Raw genomic sequence first — 21,304 nt, forward strand, 5'->3', positions numbered from 1 at the left:
GATTCTCAGGGTCGCGTGATTGGCACCTGGGCCGATGTCATCAACCGGGCGAACCTGGGTATGGAAGTGATGCACGAGCGCAATGCTCACAACTTCCCCCTCGACCTCGCTACCGCTGAGGCGCCTGAAATCATCGGCTAGTCCTCGACGACTACCCCACTGATTGATTAGAACAACAGCGCTCCCGAAAGGGGGCGCTTTTTGTATGCTTCCAGTGGAGCTACCTTTATTGCAGTAGACGGAATATAGCAATCCGTGGATGATCGGCTAACCCTTTCGAAAAGTCGTTGACCAAGCCTTCGTTGACGACCAGATCTATCCACGGATTGCTATATGACCTCACGTCTGGGCACGGCAAGGGTTAATAAACATGATTGCTGGGTATCGAGGGCAATTAACTGATTACGCCGTTGATGGTAAGCGGAGCGCGCAACCAAAGTGTCTTTGAAACGTTGCTGGAGACCTGCTTAATGTCCGAGTTACGACTAGGAGCCTGGGTGATCTTGACAATGCCACGTTTCACCACGGCGGACGGATTGCTCAGTCAATTGAGGCCGCAGGAGGCAGACTCCTTTGCCTACCACCCTGTTCTCCTGACCTAAAACGGATTGAGAGGTGCTGGGGTTGGTTGAAAAACAGAATTCGCAAGCTTCTACCCTATGTTTAGGGTTTACGGGCTGCTATGGAAGAGGTGCTTAACCTTGCAACGTCGCAACCTTTATGGCTATAGCTATAGCTAACAGAAGAATTCTAGGAGCATAAACTAATTCATTCTCCTAATGTCGATAGGGCTTTAAAGTATCGCAATCGTGTGAGAACTGACTATGCTGGCCCTGTTGGCTAATCAGTGATTTTGCCTGTGGCTGGGTAGATAAGCGCACTTTGAACCTTACTGGCATGCGATCGCGCGGAAAGATAGTCAAGTTCTAATCAAACTGTTCTAGCGATGTAGAACCATTAACCAACTCCCAGTCAAAGTAGTGCAGCAAAGCCGCAAGCATGATCGTAGCTTCCAAAAGCGCTAAGGGAGCCCCGAGACAGTAATGTGGCCCTAAAGAAAAGCCAAGGTGTAGGGGCTGTTTCCCAGGCATGCCCTCTGCTTCATCTGCTTGAAGCCAGCGCTCTGGGTGAAACTCATCCGGGTTGGGATACATCTCGGGGTCTCTACCCGCGCCTAGGAAAAAGGGTTCTATACCTGTTTTTTGGGGAATCTGTATGCCGTTAATTTCAGTGTCTTGAGTGGCTACTAAAGGAATGCCAGGCGCTACGGGATAAAGTCGCATTGTCTCCTTAACGATTGCCTCAATATAAGTCAATTTCTTAATGACCGAGGTGTTAAGGCAGCCTTCCTGCTGCCAAATTCCGTCAACAATAGCTTGGGATTTCTGGCGTACCGTAGGGGTCAACTCCAGGGCTCCGACAGCAAACGATAAGGTATGAGCCGTGGTATCGTGACCAGCAAAAAGGAAGGCTTTCGCTTCAGCAACTAGAGTTTCTAGATTGTGTTGGGGATTCTTTGCGAATTGAATCAGCATCAAGGTTCGAAACTGCTGACTGACCCCAGCTATAGACTGAGCGTTGGGCTCTCTAGCCAACCGTAGCGCCATAGCCACGCGAGGTGCAAGGAAATTTTCTATGTATTGTTGAGCATTTTTGTATGTGCGCCCTTCCTTAGTCGGCAAATACTTTAGCCATTTGCTTTTGCCCGCAGACTGAAGCAACACCTGCTTTTCCAGTACGGCTAAGGCTTTGTATAATTTCTGCGGCTCAAAGGGGGGCTCTCCCTCAAAGTTTGGTTTACCATCCAGCGACACCCCCAAGAGGAAATGGGCAATTACTCCCATAGTTAAGTTAACAAAGAGTGAGTCGACACAAACAATCTCTTGCTTTGAAGCGAGCTGCTGAATGTCATCCACCACACCCATACAGCTATCAACAATCACGTCTAGCTTTTGCGAAAATTGATTGGGCTTGAATGACGGGGCAGCAGCCTGCCGCCGCCACTTCCATTCTTGACCCTTTTGATTGCCGATGTGAACTCCAAAGACATCTTGATAGGCCCCATAAAAATTAGGACTCCTGGCGAAGATGCCGTCACTCTGACCCTGGACAAGAATTTGCTCGATCAGTTTGGGTTTTGATACTATCAAAATTGGATTATTAAAGAGCCAAACTACGAACAGCGGGCCATATTGCTGGGTCCATTCCAAAAACTTCTGTGAAAACCTACCGTTTTTAGCTAAAGCAATTAATTCTAAGGCATTGCCACTGGGCCAATGACCTGGTGGTGTGGGCAGCGCTCTCAATGACTGAAGCCGCTGTGCTTGCTGTCGCCAGCGCCATCCTAACCCACCGGCCACTGTAGAAGCTAAAACCAAGACTGAGGCTAGACCTTGCGTTTTAATCATGCCGACTACTCCTTAAAATCACTGTATACAGTCATTCAGTGCTGAGTCGTCACTGCCTTGCTAATATCGTACAACCTGCCTTTTATTTGTTGCCAGGCTTAGGGCCATCAATGACATACTTGCGTAACATGGTTATTCCACTGGCTTGATGGTAGATGAAATTACGATGCTGAGTTTATTTCCAGCACCGTAGAAAGCAGCTTGTTCACCGCACTGAAGGAATTAGGTTTTCCTGAGGCACAGATCACGCCATTCTACTGAGTCTGCTGTTAGTTCAAACCTTATCGGGCATTAGGCCACGCCTGTGTAAAGCCAAACGGCATCATGGCTAAATCTAGCGGTATCTCACTAGCCACTACAGTTCCTGAAGAATTTACAAAAATTGAAGTTTATTGTAGTGGCTATAACGTTTTAGCCAATGTCAAAAACAAAACATTCGAACGCTTTATTAAGAAAACTATAAGGAATTCTCGAGCGAGACTGAAATGCGATGCTCTTTCAGGCGGCTTTGCCAACACTGGCTACGACCAACTAAATACCTAAGTCCTGTAAGGCGAAGCGAATCTGCTCCAATCGCCGTCTATTTACGCCTAAATCAGATTCTCCTAAGCGGGCTGCTGCTCGAACATGGATAACTGGCTCATCCTCGGGCAAGTAGAATTCAGTATCGTCTACAAACCCCATGATGCGGCTGGTGGACTTAGCTCGGATGTAGTTTTCCTGCTGGGTCACAATCTCAGTACGGGGCACAACACCCAGCACTTTAGTTAGTAGCTCACGAGCTTTTTCCCGGCTGGTTGTGTAGGCAATTGGCGCAATCGCGTGGTCTTTGTCAGCACCCTGGCTAACGACACAGTTAGACGTTGATGGGCAGAGTAACAGCTTGCCATCCGTGATCCCGAGTTTAGGTGTCTCTCCCGCAAATATCTCCGATAAGCCAGGAATGGCACCCAGAGACTGGGGGGCAGGAGTTGCGATCGCAAAAGCTGACCAAGTCGGGAAGGCCCACAACGCAATCGCCAAAAGACCCGCAAGGATTAAAGCCATAGGAGTTCATCAAAGTACAACCTCACCATAGCCCAAGATAAAAATGCGAAGCACCACTAGAACAGCTCAACGCAGCTTGAAACCCCCTTGCGCTGGTAAAAGCGTCCCCTGCATTGGTTGCCCATAGAGGTTCTGTCTACACCGAGCCAGCGACAAAACCAAGACTGCATTGCTTGAGCAGGCTTACCTAGCATCTCAAGTGCGATCGCACCCCCAACCCGCTACGACTAAACCTTTTGGCGCTAGCACTCACTAAACGACCTGAACATCGGCCTAGCGGCAATAGACATACGCCGCACAGATGCTTACGATCTGCAGTAGCGACTCTAAAATCATGCCCAATGCCCCCAACCCTGAATGAACCCCTTTCCCTCGAAATCTTTGAACAAATCAAAAGCAAAGCAGGCGCTCCCTTTGAAAACACTCATCGAGCTGTGCTAACACTGACTGGAGCGACCTACGTCCAAGGGTTTGTGGTTTTGAATAACGGGCAGTATGAGCCTATCGAACACGCCTGGATTGAATTGGGTGAAGATATTATCGACCCGACGCTACCGCATATAAATAAGGCCCAGCAAGAAATCTACTACTTTCCCGCCCAAAGCCTCAGCATCAAGGCATTGAAAGCCTCTGTTGAAGAGGCCCGGGAAGATTACCCAGATGATCCTCCGCTGCCGATTTACGGTGCTCCGCCCTACGAGTATTACGGTGACGTGATGCTAGGGGGAAAAGACTACGTGAATGCTTATCAAGCAGCCGAATTAAAGAGCAGAGAACTCAAGGCAGCTAGAGCAGAACGCAAGCAAAAAACCTGACGTTGCACTGAGTCTAGAATTAGCTCATTGTTGTAGTAGCTGGTTGCCATTCCTCCCATACCCAGCTAACGAGTCATCAGGAACAGTGATCGCTCTAGTGGCCAGCCTGGAGTTAGAACAGTGATTATTACCCCCAACACCAGCAAGTGAGGAGGCGCTGGGGAAAATAATTGAATGGAGATGCCTTAGCCCCAGTCCGGTCCCGATCGCAGTCTCACATGCCCTCACTCGCTGGGCTTCTGAGAAAGCCAACCGTAGTTGCAGCTGGGTTAAGAATTTAGAAAGAGATCTGTCGTAGCCTCAGTCACCTGCGGATTCCTAAGACAGTACTGAAGGCTGTTGTGATTTACTGCCGCCAGTCGTCGTTGAGCCAGGTGCGGGGAATACCTGGGAAGCCAGCAAGTACCCAACCTAACCCCAGGGAAAGCACCATAGCTACTGCAATACTGTCCCACTCACCGTAGTAATTAGGGGCCATAGCCCAAAGGTCGAAGGCGTCCATGCTTCTAATCCAAAGGTAACCGGCCTAGGGTGCCCAAAATAAGACCCCCACGGGCTAGCAGTGCTGATGAAGGGGTGAGGCTTCTACTTCTACAAGTGGGGCGATCGCCCCTGTGAGCCTAGGGTGTTTAGAGCGGTGTGGCATTCTCTGTGCTCGGTGAGCGCTGAACTGGCAGTGAGTGCGATCGCCATGGTTTAGGGTTTAAAGGGCAGCTTTGTTCACCCTGGAGCACCCTAGCTATGCCCGATGATCTTGGCCCATTTCTTTTAGGCGTTGCCCTGCTGGTGCTGTACCTAGGTTGGTCAGCGGCTACAGAAATGGGCACTCGCTGGCCCTGGCGAAAGTAATCATGGCTCGCTCAAAGCCTCCCAGCGTCCAACTTTAGGAATTGAGCTAGGGAAGATAACTGCATAGAAAAAAGCAGAGATTGTAGCTCTGATAGCAGATCCACAGGGGTTAGATGTCGTGGACTAAAGCTGAGTCTATGGGCCTTGTGGGTCTATATGGCCAACTGCCTATCCACCTATCAGGAGGTCTACCGTGAGCCAGCCTACTGAACAACTGCCGCAGGCGCCACCGAATTCGGGGCCGGGAAACAGAATTGCTGAGTTTTTTGATTTTGCGGGCCATCGCACCAACTTTCGCACTGAATCGCTAGCAGGGCTGACCACCTTCGTCACGATGGCCTACATCTTGATTGTGAACCCAGCTATTTTGTCAAACGCGATCTTTCTCAACGAGTCAGGAGATTTGTTTGGGGAACTAGTGATGGCCACGGGCCTGTCGTCAGCGCTGGCCACCTTGGTCATGGCGCTCTATGCCAGGCTGCCCTTTGCCCTGGCTCCTGGGATGGGCATCAACGCTTACTTTGCCTTTACGGTGGTGCTGGGTCTGGGAATTGACTGGCGGGTGGCCCTGGCGGCGGTGCTGATTGAGGGAGTCATTTTCATTCTCATGACCGTTTCTAACTTGCGCAGCCACATTGTGGAGGCCATTCCCGATGCGGTGAAGCACGCCACCACAGCGGGAATTGGTCTGTTTATTGCTTACATTGCTCTAAAGGGCGCGGGCATTATTGTGCCGTCGGAGGCCACGCTGACGGCCCTGGGCAACCTGCGATCGCCCCAAACGGCCATGGCCCTGCTTGGTCTGGCGATCACCGCAGCGCTATTCGCTCGGCGGGTGACGGGGGCGCTGCTGTGGGGGATCTTGGGAACTTCGGTGTTGGCCTGGGTTTTGGGGGTGTCGCCCTGGCCGACGGGGTTGATGGCAGTGCCTCCGGCCCCGATCGATCTGTTTGGTCAGGCCTTTGTCGGACTGGGGGAACTGTTCCGCATCAATTTCTGGCAAATGGTCAGCATTGTCTTTGTGTTTCTGTTTGTGGATTTGTTTGACACCATTGGCACCCTGACTGGGCTGGGCTCTAAGGCGGGCTACATCAACAGCGAGGGCCATTTCCCCGGGGTGGAAAAGGCGTTTATGGCCGACGCCGTGGGTACTACTGCTGGGGCCGTGTTGGGCACCTCAACGGTGACAACCTACATTGAGTCAGCCTCGGGCATTGCCGAAGGGGGACGCAGCGGCTTTACAGCCCTGGTGGTCGCGGTGCTGTTTTTGGCGTCGTTGCTATTTATTCCTCTGTTGCAGGGCATTCCGGCCTTTGCCACCGCCCCGGCGCTGATTATTGTGGGGGTGCTGATGATGTCGGCAGCTAAGAATATCGATTGGGATGAGCCCGCCGATGCGATCGCCGCCTTTTTGACCATCATCATGATGCCCTTGGCTTTCTCTATTGCTGAAGGTCTAGCCATGGGGCTGATTGCCTATCCTCTCATGAAAGCCTTCCAGGGCAAAACCTCGCAGACCACCATCGGTATGTGGATTTTGGCCGCTATTTTCTTGCTGCGGTACATCTTTGTGGCAGGCGGCTAGGGGTAAACCCTAACAACTTCTGGGAGTAGGGGCGCAGTAGGAACGCCCCTACTTCAGCGCATCGAAGGTGTCGCCCAGAGCAGCGGTCAGGGTTTGGCGAGTTTGAGCGTGGGCTGCTTGCTCAGCCTGCAATTTTTGGGTGAGGTCTTGGCACTGTTGCACCAGTCCATCGAGCCGCTGCTGTAGCTCCTGCAGGGAGTTGACGGTGGACAAATCTAAATCTTTCTCCAGCACAGCGCTGGGGTCGGCATCGAGGCGCTGCTGCAGAGTCTCGATCCGGGCTTGAAACTCTGCGGCCTCTTCTCGCCGTTGACGGGCTTCAGTTTCGTAGAGACGACGCCAGTTGGCGGCGCTGTTGTAGGCTTGATCGCGCTCTTTTTGGGTGTCGGCTAGCTGCCGCTGGAGGGTGCGCACCTCCGTAATCCACTGGGTCAGGTCTTGGGACATGGCGGTTACCAGAACAACAGGCAGCCCTGGGGCTAATACAGCAGCCGGGTAAGAATGCCCGGTGCTGGCAGCACAATCATAACCAGCAGTGTCAAGGCCACCAGTCCCAGCATGTCGCGGCGGTCGTCTAGCTCGCTGACATCGTTGAGGGCAGGCTGATCTGCCGCCGGAATAAAGAACAGCAGAATCGCCCAGATCATTAATTCAGGGTGCACCAGGGCGAGGCCAAACACCAACAGCCGGGCCACCTGGCCCACAATGCCGCCAATCCGCTGGCCGTACATAGCATGGACAATGTGGCCACCGTCGAGCTGGCCCACAGGCATGAGGTTGAGGGCAGTGACCACCAGACCCAGGCAGCCCGCGATCGCGATTGGGTGTAGGTGAATCGCCTCATCGGCCGACACCGCTGACCCCAGCACCAGCTTAGAAAGTAGGGTCAGCATCAGGGACGCCTTAGGGTCTAGGGCCTCAAAATTCAGCAGGCTAGCGCCGGTTTCGGGAATGGGCACGATGGTGGATTGGCTGAGCCCCCACAGCAGCAGCGGCACCGCGACCACCAGGCCCGACAAAGGCCCAGCAATGCCCACGTCAAACAGGGCACGGCGGTTGGGCACTGGCGACTTCATTTGAATGAACGCCCCTAAAGTGCCCAAGAAAAACGGCACCGGAATGAAGTAGGGCAGCGTGACCCGCATCTTGTAGCGACGGGCGGCCAGGTAGTGACCCATCTCGTGACAGCCGAGAATGACCAGCAGCCCTAAGGCGTAAGGCAAGCCCTGCAGAATGAGCGCGGGCATGGCCTGGAGCTGTTCTTCGGTAACGCCCGCCAGGTAGGTGCCCACGGCGGTGGTAGTAAACAGGGTGACGAGCAACAGGCCAAGGGCCAGCCCAGGACGAGTCAGGGTTTGGTTGCTGCGATCGCCCTTCTCCACCTGAGGGTTGGGCACCAGGGCAAACACCGGCTTGCCTTGAAGACCTTCCTGAAAGAGGACTAAGAAGCGATCGCCGAAGTGGCGACGAATATTCTCTCGCACCGTGTCGTAGGCCACGGTGGGCGTAGAGCGCAGCTGGCCCCGACAGATCATGGCCTGAGGGCGATATTCAATGTTTTGCAGATAGTACACCGACCAGGGGAAACAGCCCTGCAGCATCGCCTCTTCGTCTTTGTCGATGGGACGTGGGACGGGCTTGGGCGGTGGTGTCAGTAGCTTGGCGTCTGCGATCGCGCCCTCGACGTTAGCCGCTTTGGGTGGGTCAATGCGCCCCTTCTGAATCAGCGCCCAGTAGAGAATCGGGCAGGCAATAAATAGACCTAGCAGCAGCCCGGTGGGGGCAGGCTTTTCGCTGCCGTTGACCATTACCCAGGCGGTGAGAATAAATGCTGGCAGCATCATCACCAGCCACAGCAGCCACACGGGGGTACGGGTGATGCGGCTAACGCTGCGCTGAAGCAGCACATAGGTCAGCAGACCAAGAACTATAAGCCAGAAAAACACCATCGAGTAGCCAGTGGAGTGCAACGATCGAAGCCAGAATCACCGTTTTGAGGCGGCTGATCCAACGAAATTAGCGCGGGCGACGGGGGCGCGATTCAGCTAGTATAGGCGTTTCAACGGTTTTTCTCACCCCTTACCCGCCTCCATGACAGCAGCTTCAGCGCCGGTTTCATCCCCCAGCCCCAAGGCTCCGCGCCCGGTGTTTGACACCGTCTATGCCTTTGCTCCCAACCGCGACACCCAGGGAGCTACGGCTTACTTCATTGTAAACAACACTGCCGAGGGCCTGCCTGCCAATCTACTCATTGATGCTCCGGCCTGGGATGAGGACAACCGCGCCTGGCTGGCGGCCCAGGGTGGGGTGCAACAGCTGTTCATTACCCATCGGGGCGGCATGGGTCGGGCGGCAGCTATTCAAAAAGCCTTGGACTGCGAAGTGGTGATGCAAGAGCAGGAGGCCTACCTGTTGCCAGACACCCCTACCACCACGTTTCACCACAGCTTCACATTTAGCCCCGAGCTAGAAGCTTTTTGGACTCCGGGCCACTCGCCGGGGTCGGCCTGCCTCTACTACCGCGCCTATGGCGGCGTACTATTTACCGGACGGCACCTGCTGCCCAGCCGAACGGGTGAGCCAGAACCGCTACGCCTCTCCAAAACCTTCCACTGGCCCCGCCAGCTCCATCAGGTGGAGCTGCTAAAAACCCGCTTTTCAAGCGGTACTCTAGCCCACATCTGTCCGGGGGCGAGCACGGGCTTTTTGCGGGGGCAGCGTACTATCGATCGCGCCTACGAACGGCTTCAGCAGATTAATATCGACACCTATCAAGGGGTGCAGCCATTGCTTTGAGGGCAATGCATCTAGCAGCACATTTAGCTACAATTTGGGGCCAGTATTTGCGGCTCTAGCATCCTCTAGCGGCCATTCTGTGGCACTCTGGGAGGTGGATGTGTGAGGGTCAGCACCGGCCCAAGCTCCCCAAAATCTAAGCACCGGCAACCATTGAGCCCAGGCTATGCAAACGCTTCCCAATCCCGTTTCCCAAGCTTCTGTATCTAACGCCTTCGATCCCTTCGACACCACCATTCACCGCCGCAAAACTCGCCCGGTGCCCGTGGGCAGTATCACCATCGGCGGCGGAAACCCGGTGGTGGTGCAGTCGATGATCAACGAAGACACCCTGGATATTAAGGGCTCTGCCGCCGCCATTCGCCGCCTGCACGAGATCGGCTGCGAAATTGTGCGCGTCACGGTGCCCAGCATGGCCCACGCCAAGGCCCTCGCCGACATTCGCAAAATTTTAGAAGACACCTACCAGCCCGTGCCCTTGGTGGCAGATGTGCACCACAACGGCATGAAGATTGCCTTAGAGGTAGCCAAACATGTGGACAAGGTACGCATTAACCCCGGCCTCTACGTGTTTGAAAAGCCCCAGGCAGGCCGCACCAGCTATTCCCAGAGCGAGTTTGAAGACATCGGCACCAAAATTCGCGAAACCCTAGAGCCCCTGGTGGTCTCTCTACGCGATCAGGGTAAGTCAATGCGCATTGGCGTCAACCACGGGTCGTTGGCCGAGCGCATGCTGTTTACCTACGGCGACACCCCCGAGGGCATGGTGGAGAGCGCCCTAGAGTTTATTCGCATCTGCGAATCCCTCGACTTCCGCAACCTGGTAATTTCGCTCAAGGCCTCGCGCGTGCCGGTGATGGTAGCCGCCTACCGGCTGATGTGCCACCGCATGGATGAGCTGGGCATGGACTACCCCCTGCACTTAGGTGTGACCGAAGCGGGCGATGGCGAGTATGGCCGGATCAAATCTACTGCGGGCATCGGCACCCTGCTGGCCCAGGGCATTGGCGACACCATTCGCGTCTCGCTGACGGAAGCGCCGGAAAAAGAGATTCCGGTATGCTACAGCATTTTGCAGGCGCTAGGCCTTCGCAAAACTATGGTGGAATACGTGGCTTGCCCCTCCTGCGGTCGCACCCTATTCAACCTCGAAGACGTGCTCCATGAGGTGCGCGAGGCCACCAAGCACCTCACTGGGCTGGATATTGCGGTGATGGGCTGCATCGTCAATGGGCCAGGTGAAATGGCCGATGCCGACTACGGTTATGTGGGCAAAACCCCCGGCTACATTTCGCTGTACCGGGGCCGCGACGAGATTAAGAAGGTGCCGGAGGATCAGGGCGTGGCGGAGCTGATCAACCTGATCAAGGCCGATGGGCGCTGGGTAGAGCCAGATGCCAAGGTTTAGGGGATAAGGGCTTAGGTGCAGGGGTGCAGGTGAGACCTTGAGCTTTGGCCTTTGCCCCTGGAACTGCTGCTAACTCCGGAACAGACGTGTGTAAAGAACTTCGTGCTGCATGGTGGCCAGCGATGTGCCCCAGCTGCTGAGGGAGAGTTCATCTAGGGCCTGGGTGGCGATCGCGCGATCGCCCGTCGCCTCCAACACTGGGTATAGCTCCAGCAGCATCTCCTGCCCCATAGTCTGTCCCAGGGGAATCAGCTTGACCGCACTGGTCACCAGGTTAGCGGCCCAGCTATGCAAGTAGCCCAGCACCGCCGATGGGGCATCAATCTCCCATCGAGCTGCCACCAGAGCAAAGGCCACAGCAAAGTTGCAGGGGCTGCCCGCTGCACTAAACCAGGGTTTGAGATCGGGGTGTAGATGGGTGCCCATACGCACCAGGGCGCGGCCCATATCCCAGCTCTGCTGGCGGGTTTCTTCGCTGTCGCGCAGGGCCGAGAGCTGGTGGTTGAGCTGAGCGATCGCCTCGGTAGTGGCCTCTCCCGGTTGAGCCCTCAAACCAGCCTGAGCGGCAGCACTATGAACTAACCCCACGGCGGCACCGTCAAGAACGACCAAGCCGTAGGTCAGCTCTTGGGTAAGCCAATGCAGCATGTCGTTCGAGGTCGCAATCACCCCTTGCTCAACTAGGGTCTCTAGCCCTTCAGAATAGCTGTAGGCCCCCACCGGCAAGGCTGGGCTGGTGAGCTGTAGCAGCCGCAGCAGGGCTTGAGCTTTAGTTGTGGTCATGGCTGTGGCCGTAGGGGCTAGGGGCAGCAGTGCGATAGGCCCCAGCCTCGGGCTCAAAGGGCAGAGTGGCGGTGGTGAGTTCTAAGTTACCCAGCTGTTGCAGCATGGCTTCGAGCACGGGGTCGGGCTCTAGCTTAAGGCTGTCTGGGGCTAGCTCTAACGAAACGTGGCGGTTGCCCAAATGATAGGCGGCCCGCATCAGGTCAAAGCCAGAGTCGGCCTTGACGACCACTACTGGCTCTGGCTTAGCCACAACGCGAATGACTGTCTCAGCATCGCCTCCAAGCAAATCGCCCCCGCGCAGTACGGTGCCGCGCGGCAGGTTGAGGTAGACGGCGGTGCCATCGTCTGCGGTGAAGCGGTGGCGAGATTTAGCGCGATCGCTCGCCGTCAGTGACAGGGTGGCTACTACAGGGGCGGCCCTATCGGGGGACAGTATACGATTGACAGTCAGCAAAACAGCTCAGGGAATAGGATAGGGAGCCAGCAACTAAATCGTTTTACCACAGCAGGCGGATATGCCGTTCAATACAGAGTAGTAAACCTGTTATAGATGTCATACGGTTTTGTGGTTTAGGCTAGCTCACTGTTATCTTCCTTTTTCATCGTTAACCTCCCCCTATGTCCGATATTGCCCTCAAAAGTGTGTTCATTTTTCTGCTGATCGTGGCCAATGGGGTGTTTTCAGGGTCAGAAATCGCCCTGGTGTCGGCTCGCAAGGCTCGCCTAGAACACCAGGCTCGGCGAGGTAACGCCAAGGCACGGCTGGCCCTCAGGTTGGCCAACAACCCCAACGATTTTCTATCGACTGCACAGATTGGCATTACGCTGATTGGCATTCTCAGCGGTGCCCTGGGGGGAGCCACGGTGGCCGCCAACCTAAGCCAGATCCTTAATCAGGTGCCCGTTCTCGCTCCCTATAGCGATGTGCTCGGTTTGGCGATCGTGGTAGGGCTAATTACTTATCTATCGCTGGTGGTGGGCGAACTGGTGCCAAAGCGCATTGCCCTCAGCTATCCCGAGGCCATTGCCTGCCAGGTGGCTGGCCCCATGAAGAGTCTGTCTCGACTGGCAACTCCTTTTGTGGTGCTGCTGGGTATGTCAACTAGCTTTCTCGTCAATCTCATGGGGCTCAAGGAACGCCCTGACGCTGCTATCACTGAAGAAGAATTGCGCTTGCTGATCGACCAGGGCACCGAAGCTGGCACCTTTGAGGTAGCCGAGCAAGAAATGATGGGACGGGTGCTGCAACTGGGCGATCGCCCAATTCGCTCGATTATGACCCCCCGCACCGACATTGAATGGCTGGATGTAGACGCCTCATTTACCGAACACAGCGAGCTGGTAATGCAGAGCGCCCACTCCCACTTTCCGGTGTGCAAGAACAGCATCGATGACTGCGTGGGGGTAGTGTCGCTCAAGGCTCTGCTGCCCAACTACCGCAGTCAAAACGCCGAACCGACGACGTTGCTTAGCCTGGTGCAACCGCCCCTGTTTGTGGCTGAGAGCACCTATGTGCTCAAGGTGCTAGAGCTGTTTAAAGCCTCGGGTACCCACTTTGCCATGGTGCTCGACGAGTACGGTGGCGTCGAGGGGCTAGTCACCCTCAACGACGTGGTAGAGGCGATCGTGGGCGATCTGCCTTCCCTAGAAGATGCCGAAGACCCGATGATGACCCAGCGGGATGACGGTTCCTGGCTGCTCGACGGCCTACTGCCGGTAGATGACCTGAAAGACCTGCTCAACCGCGAAGAACTGAGCGAAGACGAAGACAACTACCACACCCTGGCGGGCTTCGTCATTCGGCACATGGGTCGCATTCCCAATGCTGGTGACTTTTTTGAATGGGAAGGGCTGCGGTTTGAGGTCGTCGATATGGATGGCCGCCGAGTGGACAAGGTGCTGCTGCAAAACTTGCCGCCGCGATCGGAGTCGGACTGGGGGGAGGAGGACGAAGAGATGGGAAGTAGGGGAGTGAGGGAGTAAGAGTATAGGGGAGTGATGGGGTATGGGGGAGAGAGTTTTGTTCGCGTAGCGTCTCCGGAGGAGAAACGTTTAGTTTTGAACTTTGAAGTTTTGGTTTAGGGTGTGGCCTCAAAACTCAAAATCCTCCCACTCCAATCTCCCTATTTACCTCACCCCCTACTTCCTACTCCGTCACGTCCTTGTCCAACTGCCGCTGCTCCTTCACCAGGACCATTTCGGTAGCCATTTCTCGGCCTAAAAAGTAGTTTAAGAAGGTGCGGATGACGGCAATCAAGGCCAGTTTGATCAGGTCTTGGGTGGTGGGGGCCACGGTGGTAGAGAGAATGTCGGCCCCTAGCTGAAACTCTAGGGCAAGGGCCAGCCATAGCCCAAACCTCAGCCGCACCTGATTGAAAGGAAACTCGTCACCCCGGTACCGCTGGATCAGACGGGCGGCTAGGAGTGCCGTTTTAAACAGCCCGACCACGACGCACAGCACCGAAATTGCCTCTAAACAAAACGTGGTGAGGAGGACAATCTCTTCTAGCAGCTGCTCTAAAGGCTCAACCACGGCAACCACCCCATGTCAAACCTCAAGGTTATCAGGATGGCGGCTGGTGTCGGTATTGGGCGATCGCTAGGAAATATTCACCACGGGAGCTAGGTCATCCAAGAAGGCGAGGGGGTTAGCCATGGTGGCGGCAAAGCCAAGAATGCCGCGATCGCGATGCTCGTACAGCAAATTTCCCTGTCCATCAAACAAGAAGGTGCCACCTCGCTGGGTGAGGTAGGCAGCGTTGGGCACGTAGGTGCTCCAGTTACTCAGCACCTCAGTCATGTTGCGCAGGCGCAGAGTAGCCAGTTCTATGGGTCGCTGAAAGCCGCTGCCTCCAACAACGGCGAAGGCTTTGCCGGTCAGCGGCGGCAGTGGTCCGGCTTTGACCACTTCGTCGTCACCGATGAGCTGGGGGGCGCGGCGATCGCCCGTATAGCCCCGCAGCACCTCTCTCAATGTCCCTGGACTGGCAATACCCGCACACATCAGCATCAAATTCAGCCAGGCGGCTGGCCCAGGCTGCAAGCCCGGCAGGTTGAGGGTAAGCCCCTGGTATAGGCCCAGCTCGCGGTGCAGAGCAGCAGTTTGATCGACAAACAGAGATGCAGCAGGAAAGCCGGTATAGTCACAGAATTTTTGGCCGGAGGCGCGATCGCCGATGCCCACCGCCCGCACGGCAATGCCCCGCTGGCGCAGAGTATCGGTCTCGCGCTGCAACCACCAGGCATACTCCAAGCTGTCGAAGTCACCTAGCTGAGGCCATACCAGCACCAAAGTTTGGGCCGATCCCTCACAGCCCCTCATCAAAGGCACTGTTTCTCCATCGCTCACCCGCTGCCGCTGGGTCTGAGCCAAGATTTCGTAACTGCTGGAATTGTTCATGGGGCGATCGTTTGAAAATGCTGTTTTAGATAGTGAGCAGTGCACACGCTATCACCCCTTACCCATCCACTCATTCACCTATCCGATCTACTCAAAGCCGCGATCGCGCCAGGGGGTTGGATCTACACACACCCCATGGACATACAGTCCCCAGTGCAGGTGCGGTCCGGTAGCTGCGCCAGTGTTGCCCACGGCTCCAACGACCTGCCCTGGCTGCACCATGGCCCCTTCGCTAACGTCAATGCGGCTAAGGTGAATCATGATGCTGAGCACCCCCTGACCGTGGTCGATGCCCACGGTGTTGCCGTGCAGCTCAAACCCGTCCGCTAACCGTCCCACCAGGGCAATCCGTCCGGCAGCGGGAGCCACCACAGGCGAGCCAGTCGGAGAGGCGTAGTCGAGGCCCCGGTGGTAGTAGTCTTGGGCAAAGACGCCGTTGTAGTAGCGGCGCACCCCGTACTGGGTGCTGGTGCGGCCCTCGTTGGGTCGTACCAGTGGCCCATTCCAGTAGCGCTCGGGGCTGACGATATTCTTAAATGCCGCGACCCGATCAAACTCGTGCTGAGTGCCCAGGTCGCTCTGACTCGGCGACAGAGTAATGCGCTGGGTAGGGAAGTTGCGATTTTTGAGCCCCACTGCCAGGTTGCGGGTTTCTTCTGTGCCGATCACCCGAATTACCATGCGACCAGGAGGATTCAGCGGGCTGGTGGGCACCAGCGCCCGAAACCGATTGCCGCTGATGGGGAAGGTGGGGTACTCAAGGCTATCGTTGACCGTCACCTTAGGGGGCGTCGTGGCGGTCGGATCTCTGGGAATGACGATTACTGAGATGGTGTCACCCAGCTCTGGAGCTGTGGGGTTGAGCACCACGTCGTAGGCCTGGGCCGGACGACTCAGCAGCACGGCCAGTGAGCCAGCGGCGGTGGAGGCCAACAGCGATCGCCGGGTCAGCAAAGGAGTATCTTGGTTCGGCTCCATGGCTCCGTCCTCTATGAATGGTTTCTATAGTAGACGCTGCTCGGAGGGGAAGGATGCCAAAAATTGCCAAGACTTCCAAGGCAGGCGGCTAGAACCATGGACTTACTCTTGGTTAGCCTTAGCGTCTTTGACCGCCGCGTAAAACAATACGCCCACCAATGGCACGCAGAGACCAAGGATGACGGTGGTCGGCACCGTGCCCCAGTCAGGGCTACCGGAGGATAGCTCAAAGATCGAGCCCACTGCGGCGATCGCAGCAACGCAGGAACCAGCCAACAACAGGCCACTCTTGGGGGTCACAGGGTTTCTCCTAAACGGCTAAGGGGGCCAATTTCCCGGCCCTAACGAGGCAGCATACCACGGCCCTAAAGCGATTAACGGGCTGTGATCGGCTGCACATCTTTGGCGTAAAAGCCGTTCTTTTTCAGCTCCTGGTTGAGGGCCAAGGCGTTTTCTACCCGATCAACAAACAGCACCCCGGCAAGGTGATCCATTTCGTGGAGAATGCAGCGGGCCAGCAACTCGTTGGCCTGGAGCTTTTTGGGGCGACCATTCTCGTCTTTGTAAGCAACTTCTAGCGCCGCAGGGCGAACTACGTCAAGGTAAACGCCGGGAATGCTGAGGCAGCCCTCCTGGCCGGTGGCAATGTCCTTAGAAACTTTGACGATTTGGGGATTGATCAGCACTAAGGGCTGGTTCGCGGCGTTCTCAGGGTCGATATCGACGACCAGCAGCTGCTTGTTGACCGCCACCTGGGGAGCCGCCAGACCAATGCCGTCGGCGCTGTACATGGTTTGCAGCATTTCCTTCACTAGGGCGCGAATTTCATCATCGACCTTGGCCACCCGCTTGGCGGGCTGGCGCAGCACGCGATCGCCCATGGTATGAATTTCCAAAGGCGGCTGCTTAAGCTTGTTTTTTTCGACTTGAATGGCGGCGGGCATAGGGATGGGGTCCAGGGTTATAGCGTTATGGTCTCTATCCTAACAACACAGACTCACTTCGACATAGCGGTTAACCGTAGCCGGGCTAGGAGCCTGCCAAAACGAGGTGATGAGTTGGTGGGGAGTAAGGTCCAGAGTGCAAGGTCTTAGGTGCGTGGCTTGCCTTAAACCCGAACCCCAAACGGTTAAAGCCTGTCCCATCACCCTAGTTAAGTATTAATCTCCCTCAGGCAGGATAGGTTTTGCCTCAACAGTGACATCTACCGCCGTAATATCAATGGTGCCTTCTTCTGCCACTCGCGAGAACCCGTCAATCTCGGCGTGCAGCGGGGTGCCGCAGTTGAGGCAGCGAGTCTCGGCCCCCTTGATTCCCGTTAGGTTGGTGGAGCACACCGGACAGGCAGCCTGCACCAGGTTGCGCCGCAGCCAAAATCGCAGCCCGATGAATCCCAGCACTGGGGCCACCAGCAACAGCACCACCAGCACCGCTAGCGACTTCACCAGCCAGCCCAGACCAACGGCCCCCAGCAGCCAGACCACCCCAATCAGGGTGAGCCAGCAGCCCAGGCCCGAAAAGTTAACTTGAACTTGTTTAGAGCTATTTGGGTTCACAGGGGCATTCTCCGCACGGCACGGGCAGGGGCTTAAACCGCATTGGCCAAGCCCTGGCCTTAACTCTGTATTCTAGCGCTGCGGTTACTCCGCTACTAAAGAGCGGGCGATCGCACGGTCCAAATGACCGGTTAGAGCCGAGGTGCCAAAGGCCGCCAGTGCCTCCTGCCGCAGCCACGCTTTCTGACAGCGCGGGTCGTGACCAGCCAGCATCTCGATACAGGCGGCAGCTACCGCGTCGGGGTTGCGGTGGGGCACTCGCCAGCCGAGCCGTCCGTCTTGCAAAGGGTCAGCTGAGCCATCCTGGTCGCCAGAGAGCACCGGCAAACCGCAGGCCATCGCCTCTAGGTAGACAATGCCAAAGCCCTCCTGGGAGGGCATGACGTAGGCGTCGGCTAGGCGGTAGTGGGCAACCAGGGCTTCGGTGGGCACAAACCCGGCAAACACGACACGATCGCTCACTCCCAACTCCTCAGCCAAAGCTGCCAGCCGCGGCTGATCATCACCCCGGCCAATCACCAAATATTTCACCGTAGGCTCAGCGGCGGCGATGGCGGGCAACGCCCGGATCGTGACATCCACACCCTTGTAGATATCCCCCGACCACAGGCGGGCGACAGTCATCAGCACTCGGCAGTCGGCCAGGCCATAGGCTTCCACTAAAGCCGGGTCAGCGGGGCCAGGGCTAAAGCGATCGCCATCTACCGCACAGGGAACCATGAACACCTTGTCCGGGTCTAGACCATTGGCAATGCAGGCGCGATCGCGGCTGTAGCGGCTGATCGCCCAAATCCAGTTGGCTTGGCGTAGTGCCTTCTGCTCGCGCTCGGGCAGCGGCTCCCACACCTCCTTGCCGTAGATCATCACCGTGTAGGGAAGTCTAAGCCAGCGGCAAAGGGTCGAGACTAGCGGTAGCAGCAGCACGTGGCCACAGACCACCTGGCTCGGTCGCTGGAGCATCAAATGCTTTAGCAGTGCCGCAATCAGCCTGGCTCGCCCTACCGCTGGCGACGCCGATGCCAAATAGTGAAATCGCAGAGGGGAGCGATCGTAGGGATTTAGACAGTCTGGCCCATCCCGCAGCAAAAAAACATCGGCGGGAGCAGGATGAGGCTGCTCTAGGTAAGCCGCCAACACATCCTTGACGTAGGACTGAATGCCCCCCTCCCAGGAAAAAATTTCGAGGAAGACAAAGACCAACGATCCCTGTTTCCCTGAGCGAGAAACCGTTGAGGTTCCAGTAAACCTGTCTTTAGTGCCCCCCTGAACAATGGGCTGATTAGTAGCGGAAGAACCCATAGCAGACAGCACAAAGACAGCCAAGTCTCCCTAGGCTACCCAAAACGCTGCCCTTGGCAGCGGCAAACAACTTCCAATGCGGCCTAATAGGTAGGAAAAGTGCCGTACTTGACGATGGACAGGCAGTTGCGCCCATCCTTAGAGCGATGGTAAGTGACCTTGTCGGCCAGGCGGCGCAGCAAAAACCAGCCGTAGCCGCTCTCCAGCAGTTCGCCGGGCTGGGGTTCGGGCAGTAGCTCTGGATTGAAGGGGTCGCCGTGATCCCAAATGCGAATTTCAACGCAGTCGGCGGCTAGGGAGAGGTCGATGTCAATGTCAGTATCGGCGGGCAGGTGGGCATGAGCGTGGCGCACCGCGTTGGTAAAGCCTTCAGTAAGGGCCAGGGCAAGGCGATCGCAGTGGTTGCTCACCCAAGCTGACTCTCCCTCTAGCGATCGACAGGTATCGTGAAACCAGCGCTGCACCTGGGCGACTACATCCAGCTTGCTAGCCACCTGCAAATGCTCTTTTCTGGTGCTCACCCGTGCCATAGCCACTCCTGTATCAACGCCTACCAGAGTTCCCTAAACGTAGCTTAGCGAAAGAGTACACCTCCAGCAAAAAGACCTGCGTAAAACGATACAGTTCTACGCAGGTCTTGCATGTTGGCTAGAGTTAGCCGCCTAGAACAGGCCCAGGGTCAGCGATTCCTGAATGGGGAAAGTCGCCCCAATGCCCAACCATAGGGTTGCCGCAGTTCCCAGCAGAAACAGCGTGGTGGCCAGAGGACGGCGGAAGGGGTTTTGGAACTTATTGACGTTCTCGATAAAGGGAACCAGCATCAGCCCCAAAGGAATAGCCGTCATCGCGCCAATACCCAGCAGCTTGCTCGGCACAATCCGCAGAATCTGGAAGGTGGGGTACAGATACCACTCAGGCAGAATTTCTAGGGGGGTGGCAAAGGGGTCAGCGGGCTCACCCACCAGTGCAGGGTCTAGCACAGCCAGCCCAACACAGCAGGCAATGGTGCCCAAAATCACCACGGGGAAAATGTAGAGCAGGTCGTTGGGCCAGGCGGGTTCGCCGTAGTAGTTGTGGCCCATGCCCTGCTTGAGCAAGTCTCTTAACTTAGGATCGCTTAGATCCGGCTTTTTAATGGTCGCCATTGAAAAAACTTCTCCTGTTACAGCCAGTTGGGCCAGGCCCAAAGTCTAAACCATTCATCCAGTGCAATCGGTACAGCCGAAACTAAACGTCATGCCCTCAAACACTTGCGCACTCAGGAGCCTGCCTTAGCAACGGCTCCCATCGGCTCTGGAACCCTAGAGAGGGCCAGAGATACCCTGCTTGCGAATCATCAGGAAGTGCAGCAGCATGAACACCGCGATCGCCCAAGGCAGAACAAAGGTGTGCAGGCTGTAAAAGCGGGTCAGCGTCGATTGCCCAACGGCCTCACCGCCGCGCATCAGCTCAACCACAGTAGAGCCCACCACAGGAATGGCACCGGGCACCCCAGACACAATCTTCACCGCCCAGTAACCTACCTGATCCCAGGGAAGGGAGTAGCCAGTAACGCCAAAGGTCACCGTGATGACGGCCAGCACCACGCCGGTTACCCAGGTCAGCTCGCGAGGCTTCTTGAAGCCGCCAGTGAGATACACCCGAAACACGTGGAGAAGCATCATCAGCACCATCATGCTGGCGGACCAGCGGTGGATAGACCGGATCAGCCAACCGAAGTTGACGTCGGTCATCAGGTACTGCACAGAACTGAAGGCTTCAGTGACCGTGGGTTTGTAGTAGAAGGTCATCGCAAACCCAGTGGCAAACTGGATCAGGAAGCAGGTCAGGGTTATGCCACCCAGGCAATAGAAAATATTGACGTGGGGCGGCACATACTTGCTAGAGACGTCATCGGCCAGGGCCTGAATCTCTAGCCGCTCGTTAAACCATTGGAAGGCCTTAGAGTCGGTAACTTGCTTAGTAAACATGAAGCGGGTAACTCTATATATTCAATAATTGCCGTCAATGAAAAATGTAACATAGCCGTAATGGCAACGCTAAATTCTCTAACTTAAATTCTAAGGCCTGAGACGCATCCTGCCATCCCCGGAATAGGCAACTAAGGCAAAAGGCTCGCCCCAGGCCCACGCCAGCTCAGGGAGATAAATTAGACCCTTGCTATAATTCGCAATACTCCGTTACATTGCCTCCCCGGTTAACGTAAGGATAGCTAGATACCAGCTCACTACAGGGCTTGGTGAACCGGGTAGAGAAGTGTTATCTCTACTGGTTGGGCGCAATCAGTAAAAGAATGATCAGAATAAACTAATGTGAAGCGCTGACCGAATGGCTGGGATATCGTCGATCCTTAACCCAGGCTCCCTATGAGTTAGAA

The 21,304-nt window shown here is 55.9% G+C and carries 24 protein-coding genes and 1 pseudogene; 8 read left to right on the top strand and 17 right to left on the bottom strand.

From position 1 onward, the window contains the following. A pseudogene (locus NC979_RS15555) lies at positions 1-141 on the top strand (photosystem II q(b) protein); the annotation flags it as partial. Positions 142-493: 352 nt separating this feature from the next. Beyond that, positions 494-667 (top strand): transposase, encoded by a 174-nt coding sequence (locus NC979_RS15560; RefSeq protein ID WP_278002565.1) that lies wholly within the window; start codon positions 494-496, stop codon positions 665-667. 259 nt (positions 668-926) lie between these two features. On the opposite strand, the gene NC979_RS15565 is transcribed toward NC979_RS15560, so the two are convergent. Beyond that, on the bottom strand, positions 927-2,408 hold the full coding sequence (locus NC979_RS15565; RefSeq protein ID WP_190517101.1) for a cytochrome P450: 1,482 nt from the start codon (positions 2,406-2,408) through the stop codon (positions 927-929). A gap of 324 nt (positions 2,409-2,732) precedes the next feature. Between NC979_RS15565 and NC979_RS15570 the strand changes: the two genes are divergently transcribed. Beyond that, entirely contained in the window at positions 2,733-2,951 is a 219-nt protein-coding gene (locus NC979_RS15570) for a hypothetical protein (protein ID WP_190517103.1), read from the top strand. On the opposite strand, the gene NC979_RS15575 is transcribed toward NC979_RS15570, so the two are convergent. Further along, positions 2,940-3,455, bottom strand: a complete 516-nt coding sequence (locus NC979_RS15575) for a DUF1499 domain-containing protein (protein ID WP_190517106.1) — start codon at positions 3,453-3,455, stop codon at positions 2,940-2,942. The two genes, NC979_RS15570 and NC979_RS15575, sit on opposite strands and share 12 nt — an antisense overlap. 341 nt (positions 3,456-3,796) lie before the next feature. Here NC979_RS15575 and NC979_RS15580 point away from each other — a divergent pair, with 341 nt between their 5' ends. Next, positions 3,797-4,270 carry a hypothetical protein gene (locus NC979_RS15580; RefSeq protein ID WP_190517108.1) on the top strand — a complete coding sequence of 158 codons (474 nt, stop codon included), beginning with the start codon at positions 3,797-3,799 and terminating at the stop codon, positions 4,268-4,270. Positions 4,271-4,616: 346 nt separating this feature from the next. On the opposite strand, the gene NC979_RS15585 is transcribed toward NC979_RS15580, so the two are convergent. Beyond that, positions 4,617-4,772 (bottom strand): hypothetical protein, encoded by a 156-nt coding sequence (locus NC979_RS15585; RefSeq protein WP_190517111.1) that lies wholly within the window; start codon positions 4,770-4,772, stop codon positions 4,617-4,619. A gap of 540 nt (positions 4,773-5,312) precedes the next feature. On the opposite strand from NC979_RS15585, the gene NC979_RS15590 reads away from it, so the two are divergent. Further along, a complete protein-coding gene (locus NC979_RS15590; RefSeq protein WP_190517114.1) occupies positions 5,313-6,704 on the top strand; it encodes an NCS2 family permease in 1,392 nt (463 codons plus the stop codon). 48 nt (positions 6,705-6,752) lie between these two features. Here NC979_RS15590 and NC979_RS15595 read toward each other — a convergent pair whose 3' ends face one another. Together NC979_RS15595 and NC979_RS15600 are read right to left on the bottom strand one after the other, a co-directional pair. Then, a complete protein-coding gene (locus NC979_RS15595; protein ID WP_190517117.1) occupies positions 6,753-7,151 on the bottom strand; it encodes a hypothetical protein in 399 nt (132 codons plus the stop codon). A 32-nt stretch (positions 7,152-7,183) separates the two neighbouring features. Further along, a complete protein-coding gene (locus NC979_RS15600) occupies positions 7,184-8,653 on the bottom strand; it encodes a site-2 protease family protein (protein ID WP_190517120.1) in 1,470 nt (489 codons plus the stop codon). Between the two features lie 142 nt (positions 8,654-8,795). Between NC979_RS15600 and NC979_RS15605 the strand changes: the two genes are divergently transcribed. Then, positions 8,796-9,500, top strand: coding sequence for an MBL fold metallo-hydrolase (locus NC979_RS15605; RefSeq protein WP_190517122.1), 705 nt, complete (start codon positions 8,796-8,798; stop codon positions 9,498-9,500). A 166-nt stretch (positions 9,501-9,666) separates the two neighbouring features. After that, a complete protein-coding gene (ispG, locus tag NC979_RS15610; protein ID WP_190517125.1) occupies positions 9,667-10,908 on the top strand; it encodes a (E)-4-hydroxy-3-methylbut-2-enyl-diphosphate synthase in 1,242 nt (413 codons plus the stop codon). Positions 10,909-10,977: 69 nt separating this feature from the next. On the opposite strand, the gene NC979_RS15615 is transcribed toward ispG, so the two are convergent. Beyond that, positions 10,978-11,691 carry an urease accessory protein UreF gene (locus tag NC979_RS15615; RefSeq protein WP_190517128.1) on the bottom strand — a complete coding sequence of 238 codons (714 nt, stop codon included), beginning with the start codon at positions 11,689-11,691 and terminating at the stop codon, positions 10,978-10,980. Next, a complete protein-coding gene (ureE, locus tag NC979_RS15620) occupies positions 11,678-12,148 on the bottom strand; it encodes an urease accessory protein UreE (RefSeq protein WP_190517130.1) in 471 nt (156 codons plus the stop codon). Before ureE ends, NC979_RS15615 begins: the two co-directional genes overlap by 14 nt. Before the next feature lie 164 nt (positions 12,149-12,312). Between ureE and NC979_RS15625 the strand changes: the two genes are divergently transcribed. Next, positions 12,313-13,677 carry a hemolysin family protein gene (locus NC979_RS15625; protein ID WP_199308741.1) on the top strand — a complete coding sequence of 455 codons (1,365 nt, stop codon included), beginning with the start codon at positions 12,313-12,315 and terminating at the stop codon, positions 13,675-13,677. A gap of 163 nt (positions 13,678-13,840) precedes the next feature. On the opposite strand, the gene NC979_RS15630 is transcribed toward NC979_RS15625, so the two are convergent. The 10 genes from NC979_RS15630 to petB form a co-directional block, all read right to left on the bottom strand. Further along, the gene (locus NC979_RS15630; protein WP_190517133.1) at positions 13,841-14,227 is read right to left on the bottom strand and encodes a DUF1622 domain-containing protein; all 387 of its coding nucleotides are present in this window, start codon (positions 14,225-14,227) and stop codon (positions 13,841-13,843) included. A gap of 66 nt (positions 14,228-14,293) precedes the next feature. Continuing rightward, positions 14,294-15,094, bottom strand: a complete 801-nt coding sequence (locus NC979_RS15635) for a peroxiredoxin-like family protein (protein ID WP_190517135.1) — start codon at positions 15,092-15,094, stop codon at positions 14,294-14,296. 87 nt (positions 15,095-15,181) lie between these two features. Next, positions 15,182-16,072, bottom strand: a complete 891-nt coding sequence (locus NC979_RS15640; protein ID WP_190517137.1) for a M23 family metallopeptidase — start codon at positions 16,070-16,072, stop codon at positions 15,182-15,184. A 102-nt stretch (positions 16,073-16,174) separates the two neighbouring features. Further along, the gene (locus tag NC979_RS15645; protein ID WP_190517140.1) at positions 16,175-16,372 is read right to left on the bottom strand and encodes a hypothetical protein; all 198 of its coding nucleotides are present in this window, start codon (positions 16,370-16,372) and stop codon (positions 16,175-16,177) included. A gap of 74 nt (positions 16,373-16,446) precedes the next feature. After that, on the bottom strand, positions 16,447-17,016 hold the full coding sequence (gene def, locus NC979_RS15650; RefSeq protein WP_190517143.1) for a peptide deformylase: 570 nt from the start codon (positions 17,014-17,016) through the stop codon (positions 16,447-16,449). A 216-nt stretch (positions 17,017-17,232) separates the two neighbouring features. Then, on the bottom strand, positions 17,233-17,628 hold the full coding sequence (locus tag NC979_RS15655) for a hypothetical protein (RefSeq protein WP_190517146.1): 396 nt from the start codon (positions 17,626-17,628) through the stop codon (positions 17,233-17,235). Positions 17,629-17,712: 84 nt separating this feature from the next. Continuing rightward, a complete protein-coding gene (locus NC979_RS15660) occupies positions 17,713-18,927 on the bottom strand; it encodes a glycosyltransferase (RefSeq protein ID WP_190517148.1) in 1,215 nt (404 codons plus the stop codon). A gap of 83 nt (positions 18,928-19,010) precedes the next feature. Then, positions 19,011-19,457 carry an ATP-binding protein gene (locus tag NC979_RS15665; protein WP_190517151.1) on the bottom strand — a complete coding sequence of 149 codons (447 nt, stop codon included), beginning with the start codon at positions 19,455-19,457 and terminating at the stop codon, positions 19,011-19,013. Between the two features lie 132 nt (positions 19,458-19,589). Continuing rightward, positions 19,590-20,072: a cytochrome b6-f complex subunit IV gene (gene petD, locus NC979_RS15670; protein ID WP_190517154.1), complete on the bottom strand. Its 483-nt coding sequence runs from the start codon at positions 20,070-20,072 to the stop codon at positions 19,590-19,592. 156 nt (positions 20,073-20,228) lie between these two features. Then, positions 20,229-20,897, bottom strand: coding sequence for a cytochrome b6 (gene petB, locus NC979_RS15675; protein ID WP_190517156.1), 669 nt, complete (start codon positions 20,895-20,897; stop codon positions 20,229-20,231). Between the last annotated feature and the right edge of the window lie 407 nt (positions 20,898-21,304).

The sequence above is a fragment of the Leptolyngbya subtilissima AS-A7 genome (genome assembly GCF_039962255.1).
In the GTDB taxonomy this organism is placed as follows: Bacteria; Cyanobacteriota; Cyanobacteriia; order Phormidesmidales; family Phormidesmidaceae; genus Nodosilinea.